14 protein-coding genes are annotated in these 16,030 nt (G+C 70.5%); 3 read left to right on the plus strand and 11 right to left on the minus strand.

All coding sequences use genetic code 11. The features are described from left to right. From AB0M46_RS01975 to AB0M46_RS01985, 3 genes are all read right to left on the minus strand, one after another. Positions 1-488: sugar ABC transporter permease (locus AB0M46_RS01975; protein WP_363332333.1), on the minus strand; the 488-nt coding region annotated here is incomplete at its 3' end. Between the two features lie 2 nt (positions 489-490). Beyond that, complete coding sequence (locus AB0M46_RS01980) at positions 491-1,792, minus strand: ABC transporter substrate-binding protein (RefSeq protein WP_363332334.1); 1,302 nt, start codon at positions 1,790-1,792, stop codon at positions 491-493. Between the two features lie 32 nt (positions 1,793-1,824). Then, positions 1,825-2,961: an ROK family transcriptional regulator gene (locus tag AB0M46_RS01985; protein ID WP_363332335.1), complete on the minus strand. Its 1,137-nt coding sequence runs from the start codon at positions 2,959-2,961 to the stop codon at positions 1,825-1,827. A 209-nt stretch (positions 2,962-3,170) separates the two neighbouring features. Between AB0M46_RS01985 and AB0M46_RS01990 the strand changes: the two genes are divergently transcribed. Continuing rightward, the gene (locus AB0M46_RS01990; RefSeq protein ID WP_363332336.1) at positions 3,171-3,362 is read left to right on the plus strand and encodes a hypothetical protein; all 192 of its coding nucleotides are present in this window, start codon (positions 3,171-3,173) and stop codon (positions 3,360-3,362) included. 67 nt (positions 3,363-3,429) lie between these two features. Then, entirely contained in the window at positions 3,430-4,269 is an 840-nt protein-coding gene (locus AB0M46_RS01995; protein ID WP_363332338.1) for a chitosanase, read from the plus strand. Between the two features lie 346 nt (positions 4,270-4,615). On the opposite strand, the gene AB0M46_RS02000 is transcribed toward AB0M46_RS01995, so the two are convergent. The 8 genes from AB0M46_RS02000 to AB0M46_RS02035 all read right to left on the minus strand — a co-directional run bounded on the left by AB0M46_RS02000 (position 4,616) and on the right by AB0M46_RS02035 (position 15,221). After that, positions 4,616-6,550 (minus strand): KUP/HAK/KT family potassium transporter, encoded by a 1,935-nt coding sequence (locus AB0M46_RS02000; RefSeq protein ID WP_363332339.1) that lies wholly within the window; start codon positions 6,548-6,550, stop codon positions 4,616-4,618. 223 nt (positions 6,551-6,773) lie between these two features. Then, complete coding sequence (locus AB0M46_RS02005) at positions 6,774-7,466, minus strand: response regulator (protein WP_363332340.1); 693 nt, start codon at positions 7,464-7,466, stop codon at positions 6,774-6,776. Further along, a complete protein-coding gene (locus tag AB0M46_RS02010) occupies positions 7,463-10,042 on the minus strand; it encodes an ATP-binding protein (RefSeq protein WP_363332341.1) in 2,580 nt (859 codons plus the stop codon). The genes AB0M46_RS02005 and AB0M46_RS02010 overlap by 4 nt, the downstream gene beginning before the upstream one ends. 1 nt (position 10,043) lies before the next feature. Next, complete coding sequence (locus AB0M46_RS02015; protein ID WP_363332342.1) at positions 10,044-10,889, minus strand: potassium-transporting ATPase subunit C; 846 nt, start codon at positions 10,887-10,889, stop codon at positions 10,044-10,046. Continuing rightward, positions 10,889-12,964: a potassium-transporting ATPase subunit KdpB gene (kdpB, locus tag AB0M46_RS02020; protein ID WP_363332343.1), complete on the minus strand. Its 2,076-nt coding sequence runs from the start codon at positions 12,962-12,964 to the stop codon at positions 10,889-10,891. The genes AB0M46_RS02015 and kdpB overlap by 1 nt, the downstream gene beginning before the upstream one ends. Next, positions 12,961-14,622, minus strand: a complete 1,662-nt coding sequence (gene kdpA / locus AB0M46_RS02025; RefSeq protein ID WP_363332344.1) for a potassium-transporting ATPase subunit KdpA — start codon at positions 14,620-14,622, stop codon at positions 12,961-12,963. Before kdpA ends, kdpB begins: the two co-directional genes overlap by 4 nt. Then, entirely contained in the window at positions 14,622-14,711 is a 90-nt protein-coding gene (gene kdpF / locus AB0M46_RS02030) for a K(+)-transporting ATPase subunit F (RefSeq protein ID WP_363332346.1), read from the minus strand. The genes kdpA and kdpF overlap by 1 nt, the downstream gene beginning before the upstream one ends. Positions 14,712-14,783: 72 nt before the next feature. Further along, complete coding sequence (locus AB0M46_RS02035) at positions 14,784-15,221, minus strand: hypothetical protein (protein ID WP_363332347.1); 438 nt, start codon at positions 15,219-15,221, stop codon at positions 14,784-14,786. 230 nt (positions 15,222-15,451) lie between these two features. On the opposite strand from AB0M46_RS02035, the gene AB0M46_RS02040 reads away from it, so the two are divergent. Further along, positions 15,452-15,955, plus strand: a complete 504-nt coding sequence (locus AB0M46_RS02040; RefSeq protein WP_363332348.1) for a toxin-antitoxin system HicB family antitoxin — start codon at positions 15,452-15,454, stop codon at positions 15,953-15,955. Positions 15,956-16,030: the final 75 nt, after the last annotated feature.

Below are 16,030 nucleotides of genomic sequence, written 5' to 3' on the forward strand. Positions count from 1 at the left end.
AACGCGAGCAGCACCAGCGAGGGCTTCGACCAGTCCGGGGAGTTGAACCACAACGGCCCCTGGACACCCAGATGCGACAGCGCCGTGTTCACCGGGCCGACACCGGGCTTGAGCAGGTACACGAAGGCCAGCGTCGCGGCGACCGGGGGCGCCAGGGCGGGCAGGTAGAAGATCGTTCGGTACACGCTGCTGCCGCGCTGCAGCCTCGTCAGCAGCAGGGCGCTGGCCAGTCCGCCGAGCATCCGGGCCGGCACCATGACGATCACGAACCACAGGGTGTTCTGCGCCGCCGTGGCGAGGAACGTGTCGTCGAACAAGTGCTGGTAGTTGCGCAGGCCCACCCACTCTGGGGGGGTCAGCAGGTCGAACTTCGTGAACGAGAAGTAGGTTGCGGACAGCAACGGGTACACGAAGAACACCACGATGCCGACCGCCGCCGGCGCCATGAACGAGGCGACGGTCAGCCGGTGGCGCAGCTTCTGCGGCATCCCTAGCCGCCCAGCTGCAGCAGCGAGTTGATCTGCTTGTCGACCCCGGTGAGGCCTCCGGCAAGGTCACCGACCTTGCCGCTCTGCCAGCTGCCACAGAACGTCTGGAACGTCTCCTGGTACGCCGGGCCGGCCGAGGACGGCGGCGTGGTCGTGGTCTTCGGGTTGTTGAAGATGTCCACGAACGTCTTGAACTCGCCGTCGAGCTTGAGATCCGGCGAAGCGAGGGCGTCCTTTGTGGACGGGATGTTCTTCAGACTGTTGGCCAGCTTGACGATCGCCTTGGTGTCCGTGGTGAGGTACCTGATCAGCTCCCACGCCGCCTCGGGGTTCTTGGCGGTCTTGGAGATGCCGATGACGTTGCCCGTGACGTACCCGGCGCCGTAGCGGTCCGATGTGGACGCCGGCATCGGCGCCACCCCGAAGTCGAGGCCGGGCGCCTGATCCTTGGCGAACGCGATGCGGTACTCCCCGTCAATCGCCATCGCCACCTGCCCCTTCTGAAAGGCATTCGCGTCGGAATACTCATCGCCGAGCCCAGCCCGGAACGCCTCCAGCTTGTCGTACCCGAACCAGTCCACAAGAGACTTCTGCCACTGCAGCAACTGCGGCCAGCCCGGATCGCCGCCGATCGCCGACGAGCCATCGGACTTGAGCCACTGCGCCCCGACCATCGGCCCGAAATGCGACGGGGCATTCTCGTAGAAGCCAAACAGCGGCAAGAACCCAGCCGTCGTGATGGTGCCATCCGCCGAACGCTTCGTGAGCTTCTTCGCGTCCTCCGCGAACTCCTCCAGGGTCTTCGGCGGCCCGGAGATGCCCGCCTCGGCGAACATCCTCTTGTTGTAGTACAGGCCATAGGCATCGGCGAGAACCGGCATCGCACAGCGCTTGCCCTTGAACTCCGTGTACTGCTTGACAGTGGCCGGGAAGCCGTCCATCGACACCTTGTCCCGGGCAATGTACGGCGCCAGGTCAAGCCACGCACCGGACGAGCAGAACTTCCCGACGATGTCAGTGGAGTACGACAGCCCGACATCCGGACCCTGCCCACCGCCGATCGCCTGAGTCATCTTCGAATCGTCCTGGCCGGACTTGACCACGACGTTGATCTTCGGGTGGCTGACCTGGAAGTCCTTGACGACCGCGTTGATCGCCTCCGCCTCCCGGCCAGTGAGGAAATGCCAGAACTCCACGGTGCCGGACACGTCCGCGCCGGGGTCGGCGATCGGCTTGTCCTTCGGCGCCGGAGTGCACGCGGCCGTCAACGCGACGGCCGCGACGAGCACAACGAGACGACGCAAGGGGAACTCCTTCTAGGGGGTGGGTTGACCATTCAGGGGGTGGGTTGACGCAGCGCGGCGAGCAGGGTCTCGCGCACCGCTGTCACCGCCGCGTCGCCCGCACCCAGCAGGGGCGCGTCGCCGTCGACGGTGCTGACCGCGATCACCGTCTCCAGCGGCGCGGCGTCGGACATGGTCTTGGCGACAGCGTCACCGAGCGGTGCACCGTAGGCCCGGGCGACCTCACCACCGATGACGACCAGCGGCGGGTCGAGAACCGCGACCACGGCCGCGAGACCGAGCACGATCCGACCCGCGAACTCCTTGAGCAGTTCGCCCCGGGGGTCGTACCGCGCGGCAAGCGCCCGGACCGCGTCAGGACCGACAAGATCATGGAAATCACCGTCACCGACGGGGATATAGCCGATCTCGCCGGCGCCACCGCGGGCGCCGCGCAGCAACGACCTCGCCGGCCTGACCTGATGGGGCTCCGCGCCGACCGAGCCGCCGAGGTCGATCGCCAGGCCCAGGCCGCTGTCGCCGATCCATAGCAGCACGAACGCGTCGGCCTCCTGCGCCGCCCCGTGCGCCCGCTCGGCGAGCGCGGCCAGGTTGACGTCGTTGTCGACGCCGACCGCCGTGCCCAGCCGCGCGCCGAGATCGTCGACCAGCCCCGGCCGGCTCCACCCGGGCACGTCGACGTGGTGGATCACCCGGTCGCGCGGGTCGAACGCGCCGGCCACGGCGAGCTGGACGTGCGCGACCGGCTCGCGGCTCACCCCGGCCACCTCGCACAACGCGGCCACCGTCTCGTCGACCACGCTCACCGGGTCGGTTCGCGTGAAGTCCACGGGCACCTCGAGCCGGGCCCGCTGGACGCCGCGCAGGTCGTACAGGGCGGCGGTCAGCGCCGGCGCCGGGCCGCGCACCGACATCGCCACCGCATACGCGGCGTCGGCACGCACCGCGTACACCTCGGCGTTCGGCCCCCGCCGCCCGGTCTTGCACCCGACCCCGGCCACGAGCCCGGCCTCGGTGAGCCGCCGGATCGCCTCCGAAACGGTGGGCTTGGACAGCCCGGTCAAGCCACGCAGCTCGGCCCGGGTGAGTTCGCCATGCTCGAAGAGGTGCCCGAGCGCGGCGGCCTCGTTGAGCGCCTTGAGCAGCTTGGAGGGGCCACCGAGAACCACGGACGCCTCCAATTGATAGGCAGACTGACTAACAGTTGCGAGAAAGGTAAGGGCGATCACGCGAGCTGTCAACGCCCTCCAGGGCGGACACGCCGCCGCTCACAGGCCGGGCGGTCGCCGTCCCCGGCCGCCTCACCCTGGTGATGGCGTCAGCCTCCAGCTCGACATCGAGCGCCACCGCCTGCACCCACACCCATCCGCGCCTGGCTATGGAATGGATCGTCGCCCTTGAGGGCACCCACGCCGCCGACCTGATCGACCTGACCGTCAACGAGATCCGCCGCCTGATCGCCGATGCGCGACCTCGCCCATCGTTTGCGCTGGTCACAATGGCACCGCCGGCATCAGGCGAGCGCCCGACAGCCATGATCCAGAAGGGCGGCCACCGTCCTCACCCTTGACATCGAAGGCGATCCGATCCGACTATCTGTCAGTCAGGTTGCCTATCAATTAATTTCGGAGGCGCTCGTGAAACACTCCCTCAGGCTGGTCAGCCTGGGTGCCGCGGCCCTGCTCGCCGCCAGCACCATGACAACCGCCCTCGTCGTGAACAGCGCCGAGGCGGCCACGGCCACCAGCGGCATCAGCCGCCGGGCGGCCTCGCCCCGCGGGGACCTGTCCGAACCGCACAAGAAGGACATCGCCATGCAGTTGGTGTCCTCGGCGGAGAACTCCTCGCTGGACTGGAGGGCGCAGTACAAGTACATCGAGGACATCGCCGACGGCCGCGGGTACACGGCCGGGATCATCGGCTTCTGCTCCGGCACCGGTGACCTGCTCGATCTCGTCGAGCTCTACACCCAGCGGGTGCCGGGCAACGTGCTGGCGAAGTACCTGCCGGCGCTGCGCAGCGTCAACGGCAGCGCCTCGCATGACGGGCTCGACCCGGACTTCACCAACGACTGGAAGACCGCGGCGGCCGACCCGCAGTTCACCGAGGCCCAGGACGACGAGCGGGACCGGGTGTACTTCAACCCCGCCGTCAACCAGGCCAAGGCCGACGGCCTCGGCGCGCTGGGCCAGTTCATCTACTACGACGCGCTCGTCATGCACGGCTCCGGCGGCTTGGGCAGCATCCGTGCGACCGCCATGGCCCAGGCGTCGACCCCGGCGCAGGGCGGTGACGAGGCGACCTACCTCAACGCCTTCCTCGACGCGCGGGTCGCGGAGATGAAGACCGAGCCGGCGCACAGCGAAACCAGCCGGGTCGACACGGAGCAGCGGGTGTTCCTCAACAACCGCAACTTCAACCTCGACCCGCCGCTGAACTGGCACGTGTACGGCGAGGCGTACAGCATCTCGGCGTAGCGGCTGACGACCCCGGGCGCCGCCGAGGATGGGGGGATAGACTCGGCGGCGCCCGGCTTCGCGCCTCGACTGGACATTCGGATGTCCAGTCGAGGCGGCGGCCTGCGGCGATGACCACCAAGGGCCGGACCGGACCGGATCGGTGCCCACAGCCGTGGTGGGCACACGGTCGGGGCGAAATCCGAGCGGGCATCGAGTTGGGTGTCCAGGTATCGGGTGACCAGAGCGAGCACGGCGACTCGGTGGGCGAGGTCGCCGCCACCATCCACAGCATCCAGTGCCCGCGATTCCGCAGGAATGCACTCCCCTGCCGTTGCCGGCTCTTCGAAGCCGCCGCGATCCCCGGTTACACCTCGATGTGGGAGCCCATGATGACGGTGCGGTCGCGGGGCAGGCCGAAGTGCTCGGCGGCGTCGGCGGTGATGTATGAGGTGGCGATGAACAGGCGTTTGCGCCAGCCGGGCATCGTCGGCCGGTCGCCACGGCGCAGGTCGATCTTCGACAGGAAGTAGGACGCCGTGTCCAGCTGGAGCGGGCCTTCCGTCGTGGCCGGGTCGAGCAGGCGCAGGGCAGCCGGGACGTCCGGGGTGTCCATGTACCCGAACCGGATGGTGACGTGGATGATGCCGTCGTCTCCGTAGCCGAGATTGTCGACGGTGATCCGGTCGGCCGGCGGGACGCGTGGGACGGGCTCGGTCTGCAGTGCCAGGATGAGCACGTGCTCGTGCCGGACGTGGTTGTGCTCCACGTTGGCGCGCATCGCCAGCGGCGTCGTGTCCTTGCCGCGGTTGAGGAAGATTGCCGTGCCGGGCACTCGCGCGAGCCGGAAACGGTCGGCCCGCAGCTCATCGACGAACTCGCGCAGCGACCCTTCCTCCTGCTGCCGCTCGGCGGTGACGATGCGGCGGCCTTGCTGCCAGGTCGTCATGACGGTGAACGCGGTGAGGCCGATGAGCAGCGGCAGCCAGGCGCCGTGCACGAACTTGGTGAGGTTGGCCGCCACGAACAGCAGGTCCACGGCCAGCAACGCGGCCGCGGCGGCGATGAGCAGCCAGCGCGGAATGCGCCACCTGCGGGCGGCGATGTAGAAGAACAGCAGCGTGGTGATGGTGATCGTGCCGGTGACCGCCATACCGAACGCGAACGCCAGCGCCACGGAACTGCGGAACGCGAACACCAGGGTGAGGACCGAGACGAGCAGCAGCCAGTTGATCCACGGCACGTAGATCTGGCCGATCTGCGACTCCGAGGTGTGCGCGACCCGCAGCCGCGGCAGGTAGCCCAGCTCGGCCGCCTGCGCGGCGACGGAGTACGCACCGGTGATCACCGCCTGGGCGGCGATGACGGTGGCGGCGGTGGCCAGCACGACCAGCGGCAGGCGCCCCCAGCCGGGCACGAGCAGGAAGAACGGGCCCTCGATGTTGGCGGGGTCCTTGAGGATGAGGGCACCCTGCCCGAGATAGCTCAGCACGCAGGCGGGGAAGACCAGCCACAGCCAGGCACGGGTGATCGAGCGGCGGCCGAAGTGGCCCATGTCGGCGTAGAGCGCCTCGGCGCCGGTGACCGCGAGCACGACCGCGGCCAGGGAGAAGAACGCGGCACCGAAGTGCCCGGCCAGGAAGCCGATCGCATAGGTCGGCGAGAGCGCCTTGAGGATTTCGGGGTACCGCGTGATTCCGGCGATCCCGCAGGCACCGATGACGACGAACCACAGGATCATCACCGGGCCGAAGACCCGCCCGACTGCGGCAGTGCCGCGCCGCTGCACCAGGAAGAGGATGAGGATGATCACGGCGGTGATCGGCACGACCGCACCGGCCAGCGACGGCTCGACCGTCTTGAGACCCTCGACCGCGGACAACACCGAGATCGCCGGGGTGATCATGCTGTCCCCGAGGAACAGCGCGGCACCGAAGATGCCCAGCGCCGCGAGTGCGGCCGCGGCGCGCCGGCCCTGCCGCCCGCTGCGTCGGCGCAGCAGGGTGATGAGGGCCATGATGCCACCCTCGCCGTCGTTGTCGGCCCGCATCGCCAGCAGCACGTAGGTCACGGTCACGATGATCATCACGGACCAGAAGACCAGCGACACGACGCCGAAGACGTTGTCGGGGCTGACCGGGACGGGGTGCGGGTCGGTGGGGGCGAACACGGTCTGCAGGGTGTAGATCGGACTGGTGCCGATGTCGCCGAAGACGACGCCGAGCGCGCCGACCACGAGCGCGAGCCGCGCGGTGTCGCGGGCCGCCGTACCGTGCCCGGCCGGCTGCGTGGTGCTGGTCACGGTGGCCTTCTCTCCCGGTAGCCGCGGGCCGGTGCCCTCGGTCGACCGATGATCTGCACGCGCGTGGCCCGGGGCAAGGGTCTTGACGAATTCTTAACGCCGTCGCCGGCGCCGCCCCGGCGGTGCGGACCGCTGCGTTCCACCGTGCCGTGCCGCGCTCGCCTGTCCCCCACCGCCCAGCTGCTGCTCGACGAGACGGCCGACGCCCGGCTGGTGAGGGCCCTCAGGGCTGGAAGCGGTACCCCATGGCCGGCTCGGTCAGCAGGTGCCGGGGCCGGGCCGGGTCGGACTCGAGCTTGCGCCGCAGCTGGGCCATGTACTGGCGGAGGTAGTGGTTCTCCTCGACGTACGTGGGACCCCACACGTGCGCGAGCAGCTCCCGGTGCCCGACCAGCCGGCCCGGGTTACGCAGCAGCAGCTCCAGCAGGCGCCATTCGGTGCGGGTCAGGTGCAGGCGCCGAGCCGGGTCGTCGGCGTGGCGCACGTCGTGCGCGGCGAGGTCGACGTCGTAGTCTCCGACGCGCACCGCCGAGAGGGCCGGCTCGGGTCCGGCGCGGCGGCGCGACACCGCGCGCAGCCGGGCCAGGAGCTCGTCCACGCTGAACGGCTTGGTCACGTAGTCGTCGGCGCCGGCGTCGAGCGCGGCGACCTTCTCGCTGCTGCCGAGCCGGCCGGACAGCACGACGACCGGGACCGGGGTCCAGGCCCGCAGCGTCCGCAGGACCTCGATCCCGTCGAGGTCGGGCAGCCCGAGGTCGAGCACCACGACGTCCGGGTGCTGATCGGCGGCCGCGCGCAGCGCGGTCGTGCCGTCGCCGGCGGTCACCACGTCGTACTGCCGGGCCTGCAGGTTGATCCGCAGCGCGCGCAGCAGCTGCGGTTCGTCGTCGACGATGAGGATGCGGGTGCGGTTCATCGCTCCGCCTTTCCGACGGCTGGATGGTCGAGATAGGTGAGGAGCGCGGGGTCGGCCCGGACGGCGTCGGCGAGGTCGGCGATGGGCAGGGTCAGGGTCATGGTCAGTCCGCCGCCGGGCGTCGGCTCCGGGGTGAGGGTGCCGCCCATCGCCTCGGCCAGGCCCCGCGACAGCGCGAGGCCGAGGCCGACCCCGGTGGCGTTGTCGCGGTCGCCGAGGCGCTGGAAGGGCTGGAAGACGCGCTCCCGGTCGGCGGCCGGGATGCCGGGACCGTGGTCGATGACGCGGACGTCGACCAGGCCGGCGTGTTCGCTGATGCCGATGAGCGGTGGGTTGCCGGGCGGGCTGTAGCGGACCGCATTGGCCAGGACGTTGACGAGCACCCGTTCGAGCAGCGCAGGATCCGCGTGTACTTCGGGCAGGTCGTCGGCAACGCTGACGCGCACGCCGGCGCCGAGCGGCCCCAGGTCGTCGATGGCCCGGGGCACCGCCTCGGCGACGCTGACCGCCTGCAGGGTCATGGCAAGGGCGCCGGCCTGCAGGCGGGACATGTCCAGAAGGTTCTCCACGAGCCGGGTGAGCTTGTCCAGGGACTCCTCGGCGGTGGCGAGCAGTTCCTCGGTGTCCTCGGGCGAGAAGTGGACGTCGGGGCTGCGCAGGCTGCCGACCGCGGCCTTGGCGGAGGCGAGCGGCGTGCGCAGGTCGTGGCTGACCGCGGAGAGCAGGGCGGTGCGCAGCTTGTCGACCTCGGCGAGGCTGCCGGCCGCGGCCGCCTGCTCGCCGAGGCGGCGCTGGCGCAGCGCGATCGCGGCGTGGGCGGCGAACGCCTCGACAAGGCGCCGGTCGGCGGCCTGCAGCGGGTGCCCGCGCAACACCAGGGCGGCGTCGTCGTCGATGGGAACCTCGCTCTCCCCGTCCGACGGTGTGGTGCACGGCTGTCCGCCGACCGTCGCCGCGATGCGCCACGGGGCGTGCTCGGCGTCGCGCTCCAGCAGCGTGACACTGGTGAGGCCGAAGGACTCGCGGACCCGTTCCAGCAGCGCGTCCAGCGGGTTGTCGCCGTGCAGGACGCTGCCGGCGAGGGTTGCGAGGGTCTGGGCCTCGGCCGAGGCGCGGGCGGCGTCGCGGGCCCGGCGGGCGGCGCCGTCGACGACGGTGGCGACGGCGACGGCGACGCCGACGAAGGCGACGAGCGCGAAGAGGTTCTCGTGTTCGGCCACTGTGAACCGGTACAACGGCGGCGTGAAAAACCAGTTCAGCAGCAGGAACCCGCCCACGGCGCAGATCAGCGCCGGCAGGAGGCCGCCCACGAGCGCGGCGCCGACGGCGAGCACGAGGTAGGCGAGGATGTCGCTGGGCAGGGACATGTCCTCGTGGATGGTCCCGAGGCCGAGGGTCAGCAGCGGCAGCCCGGCGACGGCGACGGCGACGCCCAGCAACCGCCGGCGCAGGGTCAGGCCGCCGACGGGGCGCGTCAGGCGCAGCCGGCCCTGGCGGGCCTGTTCGTGGGTGACGAGGTGGACGTCGATGGGGCCGGATTCGGCGGTGGTGGTGACGCCGACGCCGGGCGACAGGACCTGGGCGAGGCGGCCGCGGCGGCTGGCCCCGAGGACGAGTTGGGTGGCGTTGACGCCGCGGGCGAAGTCGAGCAGCGCGCCGGGGACGTCGGAGCCGAGGACCTGGTGGTACGTCCCGCCGAGGGACTCCACGAGCAGCCGCTGGCGGGTGAGGTTGGCCGGGTTCGCCCCGGCCAGGCCGTCGCCGCGCACGACGTGGACGGCCATGAGGCCGGCGCCCTTGGTGCGGGCGGCGATGCGGGCGGCGCGGCGGATGAGTGTGTCGCCCTCTGGGCCGCCGGTGAGGGCGACGACCACCCGCTCGCGCGTCTCCCACGTCTTGTCGATGTTGTGCTCGGCCCGGTAGCGATCCAGCTGGTCGTCGACCTTGTTGGCGAGCCAGAGCAGGGCGAGCTCGCGCAGGGCGGTGAGGTTGCCGACGCGGAAGTAGTTGCCCAGGGCGGCGTCGATCTTCTCGGGCTTGTAGATGTTGCCGTGGGCCATCCGGCGGCGCAGCGCCTCCGGGGTCATGTCGACGAGCTCGATCTGCTCGGCCCGGCGCACGATCGCGTCGGGGACGGTTTCGCGCTGCGGTACCCCCGTGATGGACTCCACCACGTCGTTGAGCGACTCGAGATGCTGCACGTTGACGGTGGTGAGGACGTCGATGCCGGCGTCGAGGAGCCGCTCGATGTCCTGCCACCGCTTCGCGTGCGGGCTGCCCGGGATGTTCGTGTGCGCCAGCTCGTCGATCAGGGCGACCTCCGGCCGGCGGGCCAGGACGGCGTCGAGGTCGAGCTCGGTGAAGGCCGCCCCGCGGTACGTCATGTCCCGGCGCGGCAGGACCTCGAGGCCGTCCAGCATGGCCTCGGTGAAGGGGCGGCCGTGCGTCTCGACGAACCCGACGACGACGTCGGTGCCGCGGTCGAGCCGGCGCCGCCCCTCCTCCAGCATCTTGTACGTCTTACCGACGCCCGGGGCTGCGCCCAGGTACACGCGCAGCGTCCCGCGCGCCGTCATGTCAGCTCCGATCCAGGGCGAGGTTGAGCTCGAGCACGTTCACGGCCGGTTCCCCGATGAATCCGAGCGTACGGCCTTCAGTGTGCTCCTCGACCAGTTTGCGCACGTCCGCCGCTGGCCGGTGACGGGCGGCGGCGATCCGCTTGATCTGCAGGTTCGCGTAGGCGACGCTGATGTGCGGGTCGAGGCCGCTGCCGCTGGCGGTGACCGCGTCGGCCGGGACCGCCGGGTCGTCGGGGGCGTTGCCGCGCAACGGGGTGGTGACGCCGCGGGTGTAGTCCTCGCCGGGCTTGGCGCACTCGACGGTGACGCCCTGCCAGGTGGTGACGAACGGCGTCGCCGGGCAGGCCTCGTTGAGGCTGACCGCGCGGGTCACCGGGCCGGTGGCGCCGTCGCGGTGGTAGACGGCGAGGACCGCGCCGACGCCGCCCGGGGTGCAGAAGGGCCGGGAGCCGTCGACGCCCTCGAGCTCCCCGACGCTCTTGCTGCGGCCGCAGACCTGCGTGAGCAGGCTCGGCTTGCCTGGGGTGTCCACGACGTTCTCGGGACCGAGGTTGCTCGCCGAGGTCGACGTCGGGTCGTAGCCGTTGCCGGCGGCGGAGGGGCGGGACTGGAAGTACTGCCGCAGCGGGTTGCCCTGCGCGTCGGTGAAGGACTGGCCGATCAGGGCGCTGCCGACGGGTTTGCCGTCCCTGGTGACGAGGGAGCCGTCGGCGTGGCCGGCCAGGCCCGGGATGCGGGCGACGGCGACCATGAACAGTGGGTAGGCGAGGCCGAGCACGATGGTCAGCGCGACCAGGGCGCGCAGGGCGGCGAGGTGCTGGGCGAGCCAGGCTGGCAGGCGCATCAGGAGATCCCCGGGATGTTCATGATGATGAGGTCGATGAGCTTGATGCCGATGAAGGGCACGATGACGCCGCCGACGCCATAGAGGAGCAGGTTGCGGCGCAGCATCGCGGCGGCGGAGCCGGGCCGGTAGCGCACGCCGCGCAGGGCGAGGGGGATCAGCGCGATGATGACGAGGGCGTTGAAGATGACCGCGGCCAGGATTGCCGACTGCGGTGAGTGCAGCCGCATGATGTTGAGTGCGTCGAGGCCGGGGTACAGGGCGGCGAACATGGCCGGGATGATCGCGAAGTACTTGGCGATGTCGTTGGCGATGGAGAACGTGGTCAGCGCCCCGCGGGTGATGAGCAGCTGCTTGCCGATCTCGACGATCTCGATGAGCTTCGTCGGGTCGGAGTCCAGGTCGACCATGTTGCCGGCCTCTTTCGCGGCCGAAGTTCCGGTGTTCATCGCCACCCCGACGTCGGCCTGCGCCAGGGCGGGGGCGTCGTTGGTGCCGTCGCCGGTCATCGCGACGAGCTTGCCGCCGGTCTGCTCCTGCTTGATGAGGGCCATCTTGTCCTCGGGCGTGGCCTCGGCCAGGAAGTCGTCGACGCCGGCCTCCTCCGCGATCGCCTTGGCCGTGAGCGGGTTGTCGCCGGTGATCATCACGGTGCGGATGCCCATCCGGCGCATCTCGTCGAACCGCTCCCGCATGCCCTGCTTCACCACGTCCTTGAGATGTACGACGCCCAGGGTCCGCGCCGGTTGACCGCCCACGTGCTCGGCTACCACCAGCGGGGTGCCGCCCGAGGAGGACACCGCGTCCACAATGGACCCGACTTCCTCGGTCGGCCGGCCGCCGTTCTCCCGCACCCACTTCATGACCGCCGTCGCCGCGCCCTTACGGACCTCGCGGCCTTCCACGTCCACACCGGACATACGGGTCTGGGCGGTGAAGGGCACCCACACGGCCCCGGTCACGTCCCGCTCGCGCAGCCCGTGGTGCTCCTTGGCGTACACCACGATGGAACGGCCCTCGGGGGTCTCGTCGGCGAGGGAGGACAGCTGCGCGGCCTCGGCGAGCTCGTGCACCGTCACTCCGTCGACGGGCAGCAGGTCGCCCGCCTGCCGGTTGCCCAGCGTGATCGTGCCCGTCTTGTCCAGCAGCAGCGTGTTCACGTCCCCGGCCGCCTCGACCGCGCGGCCGGACATCGCCAGGACGTTGCGCTGCACGAGCCGGTCCATGCCGGCGATGCCGATCGCGGACAGCAGCGCCCCGATAGTGGTCGGGATGAGGCAGACCAGCAGCGAGACCAGCACGATGCCGGTCACGCCGTCGGCGTTGAGCGCGGCACTGTCGGGCGCGAACGCCTGCACCGCCTTCGAGTAGATCGCGAGGGGCTGCAGCGTGGCCACGGCGAGCAGGAAGATGATCGTCAGCGACGCGAGCAGGATGTTCAGAGCAATCTCGTTCGGTGTCTTCTGCCGGTTCGCGCCCTCGACGAGCGCGATCATCCGGTCGATGAAGGACTCCCCCGGCTTCTGGGTGATCTTCACGACGATCCGGTCGGAGAGCACCTTGGTGCCACCGGTGACGGCGCTGCGGTCGCCGCCGGACTCGCGGATCACGGGCGCGGACTCGCCGGTGATGGCCGACTCGTCGACGGAGGCGATGCCCTCGATGACGTCACCGTCGCCCGGGATGATCTGCCCGGCCTCGACGACCACGACATCGCCCTGCTGCAGGTCGCTCGCGGCGATCGTGCGCCCGCCCTGGAGGTACGCCATGGTGTCCTGCTTGGCGCGGCGCAAGGTGTCGGCCTGGGCCTTGCCGCGGCCCTCGGCGACCGCCTCGGCCAGGTTGGCGAAGAGCACGGTCAGCCACAGCCACACCGTGATCGCCCAGGCGAACCCGGACGGATGCAGCACGGCGAGGATCGTGGTGAAGACCGAGCCGATCTCCACGATGAACATGACCGGGTTGCGCCACAGCGTGGCCGGGTTGAGTTTGCGCAGCGCGTCCGGGGTGGACTTCCACAACTGTGCCGGGTCCAGCAGACCGCCGGCGATCCTGCGCGGCGTCGGGGTGGTCATCGGATTCCTTCCGCGAGCGGGCCGAGCGCGACGGCCGGCAGGTAGGTGAGCAGCACGACGATGACCGTGACGGCCACCACCATGCCGACGAAGAGCGGCTGATGGGTGCGCAGGGTGCCGGTGGACTCGGGCACGGGCTGCTGCTTGGCGAGGGAGCCGGCCAGGCCGAGCACGAAGATGATGGGCAGGAACCGGCCCAGCAGCATGCACAGGCCGAGCGCCGTGTTGTAGAAGGTCGTGTTGACGCTGATGCCGGCGAACGCCGAACCGTTGTTGTTCGACGCCGACGTGAAGGCGTACAGCACCTCGGACAGGCCGTGGGCGCCCGGGTTGGCCATGGAGCTGCGCGCCGGCTCCGAGCTCATGGCGGTCGCGGTGCCGATGAGCACCAGCGCCGGGGTCGTGAGGATGTACAGCGACGCGAACTTCATCTCCCGCGCGCCGATCTTCTTCCCCAGATATTCGGGGGTACGCCCGACCATGAGCCCGGCCACGAAGACCGTGATGACCGCCAGGATCAGCATGCCGTAGAGGCCCGAACCGGTACCGCCGGGCGCGACCTCGCCCAGCATCATGTTCAGCATCGTGACCATGCCGCCGAGCGCGGTGTAGGAGTCGTGGAACGAGTTCACCGCGCCCGTCGACGTCAGGGTCGTGGCCGCGGCGAACGTCGCCGACTGCGGCACCCCGAAGCGGGTCTCGGTGCCCTCGGTCGCCGCCCCTGCCGCGGCCGGCACGGTGCCGCCGTGGTGCAGCTGCAACGCGTTGAGCGCGATGACGCTGCCGATGGCCAGGATCGCCATGATGCCGGCGATCGCCAGGCCCTGCCGCTTGTCGCCGACCATCCGGCCGAACACGCGCGGGAGGCAGAACGGGATGAGCAGGATCAGGAAGATCTCGAACCAGTTCGTCCAGCCCGTCGGGTTCTCGAACGGATGCGCACTGTTGGCGTTGTAGAAGCCGCCGCCGTTGGTACCGAGCTCCTTGATCACCTCCTGCGACGCGACCGGCCCGCCGGTGACGTGCTGCGAGACGCCGGCCAGCGTCGTCACGTCGGTACCGCCGGACAAGTTCTGCACCGCGCCGCCGGCGATGAGCACGAGGGCGCCCAGCACCGCGACCGGCAGCAGGATGCGCACGCTGACGCGGACCAGGTCGACCCAGAAGTTGCCGAGCTGGTCCGTCTTCGACCGGGCGAACCCGCGCACCAGGGCCACCGCCACGCAGACGCCGACCGCCGCGGAGACGAAGTTCTGCACCGCCAGCCCCGACATCTGCACGAGGTGGCCCATCGTGGCCTCGCCCGAGTACGACTGCCAGTTCGTGTTCGTCACGAAGCTCACGGCGGTGTTCCACGCCTGGTCCGGCTTCACCGGGTCGAAGCCGAGACTGAGCCACAGGTGGTTCTGGAAGCGCTGGAACAGGTACAGGAACAGGATCGACACCGCCGAGAAGGCCAGCACGCTGCGGGCATACACGCCCCAGGACTGCTCGCCATCCGGGTTCACCCCGGTCGCGCGGTAGAGCACCTTCTCCGCGCGCAGGTGCCGGGTCGCGGTGATCGCCCGGTACATGTAGTCGCCGAAGGGGCGGTACAGCAGCACCAGGACGACGATCAGCGAGGCGATGAACAGCACGCCCGCCAGGGTGGGGCTCATCAGAACCGCTCCGGGAAGAGTAGGGCAGCGATCAGGAACGCGGTCAGCGCGACCGCGAGGACGAGGCCGGCGAGGTTCTCGGCGTTCACAGCCGCTCCACCGCCCGCACCGCCAGGCCGAGGACCGCGAACGCCGCGATCGTCAGCAGCAGGAACCACACGTCAGCCACTGGGGCTCGCCTCCTTGTGTGCATGTACCGACGACGCGAACCCGTCGCCGTCGAGCCAGACGCGCATCCGCACCACGTCCCGCCGCTGCCGCAGCGCCGGCCGCGCCCATGCGGCCAGCCAGCCGGTCGTGGCCGCGGCGAGCAGCACGCCGAGCCGGACCGCGTCCGCCGAGCCGTGCCACGTGAGCACCCCGAGCCGGTTCACGAGAAACCCGTTGAGCACGGTCCAGGCGATCGAGCCGGTGGCGAGCGCGGCGGGCAGGTTCCCGCCGAGCACCCCGGCACCGGCCACGCATGCCGCCATCGCGACGAGCCGTGCCACCTGCTCCGGCGGCGCGAACACCGCGGCGGTGACCGCGGCCGTGGCCACGACCGCGGCGGCACCGCCGGCCAGCGTCATGCCGGTCGGCGCGGACCACATCCCACGCATGAGCGCACCTGCTTCGGCACTCGCATCCAGGGCCTTCCATCCGGCCCGATGCCAGTGAAGACCCGGCGGTTTGCGCTGCCCAGATGCCTTGATGGAATCCATACGCCGGCTACCGGTTTCTTGATGCTGCATTGATGCCGGCCCAGCCGTGACACCACCGGACCGTGCAGTGGTGTCACATGGTGTCATTCAGGCTTGAGATGACACCATGACGGTGCTACCTTGGTGTCATGAACCTCGACCGGTACGTCACCGAACTCCAGACGCAGCTCGCGGCGACGGCAGAGCACGGTGACGACACCACCCGGGCCGCCGCCGAGCAGCTCAACGCCGCTCTCGACGCCGCGGTGCGGCTCACGCTGCTCGGGGTCCTGAGCGACGTCTCCAGTGAGATCACGCGGCAGATCGCACCGGGATCGGTCGACATCATGCTGCGGGGCCGCGATCCGCACCTGGTGGTGACCCGCCCCGAGACCCCGCAGCCAGAGCCGGAAGTGGCCGGTCCGACCACACCGGCGGCCGCCGAGCCGGCCGACGACACGGTGACCTCCCGGACCACGCTGCGGCTGCCGGACCGGCTCAAGGCCCGGGCCGAGCGCGCCGCGGCCGAGGAGGGGGTGTCGGTGAACACGTGGTTCGTCCGCGCGATCGCCGCCGCCCTGGAGCCCGCCGCCCGTCCCGCCACGACGCGCAAGACCAGCCAGGGCGAGCGCTTCACCGGCTGGGCCCGCTAAACCCAAGCACACAAACAGTTGCGCAGTCCCGTCGCGTGGCGGGACCGATCCGGCATGCCCATGTGGAGGCCAACC

It is taken from the genome of Dactylosporangium sp. NPDC051485 (assembly GCF_040682015.1).
Taxonomy (GTDB): Bacteria; Actinomycetota; Actinomycetes; order Mycobacteriales; family Micromonosporaceae; genus Dactylosporangium.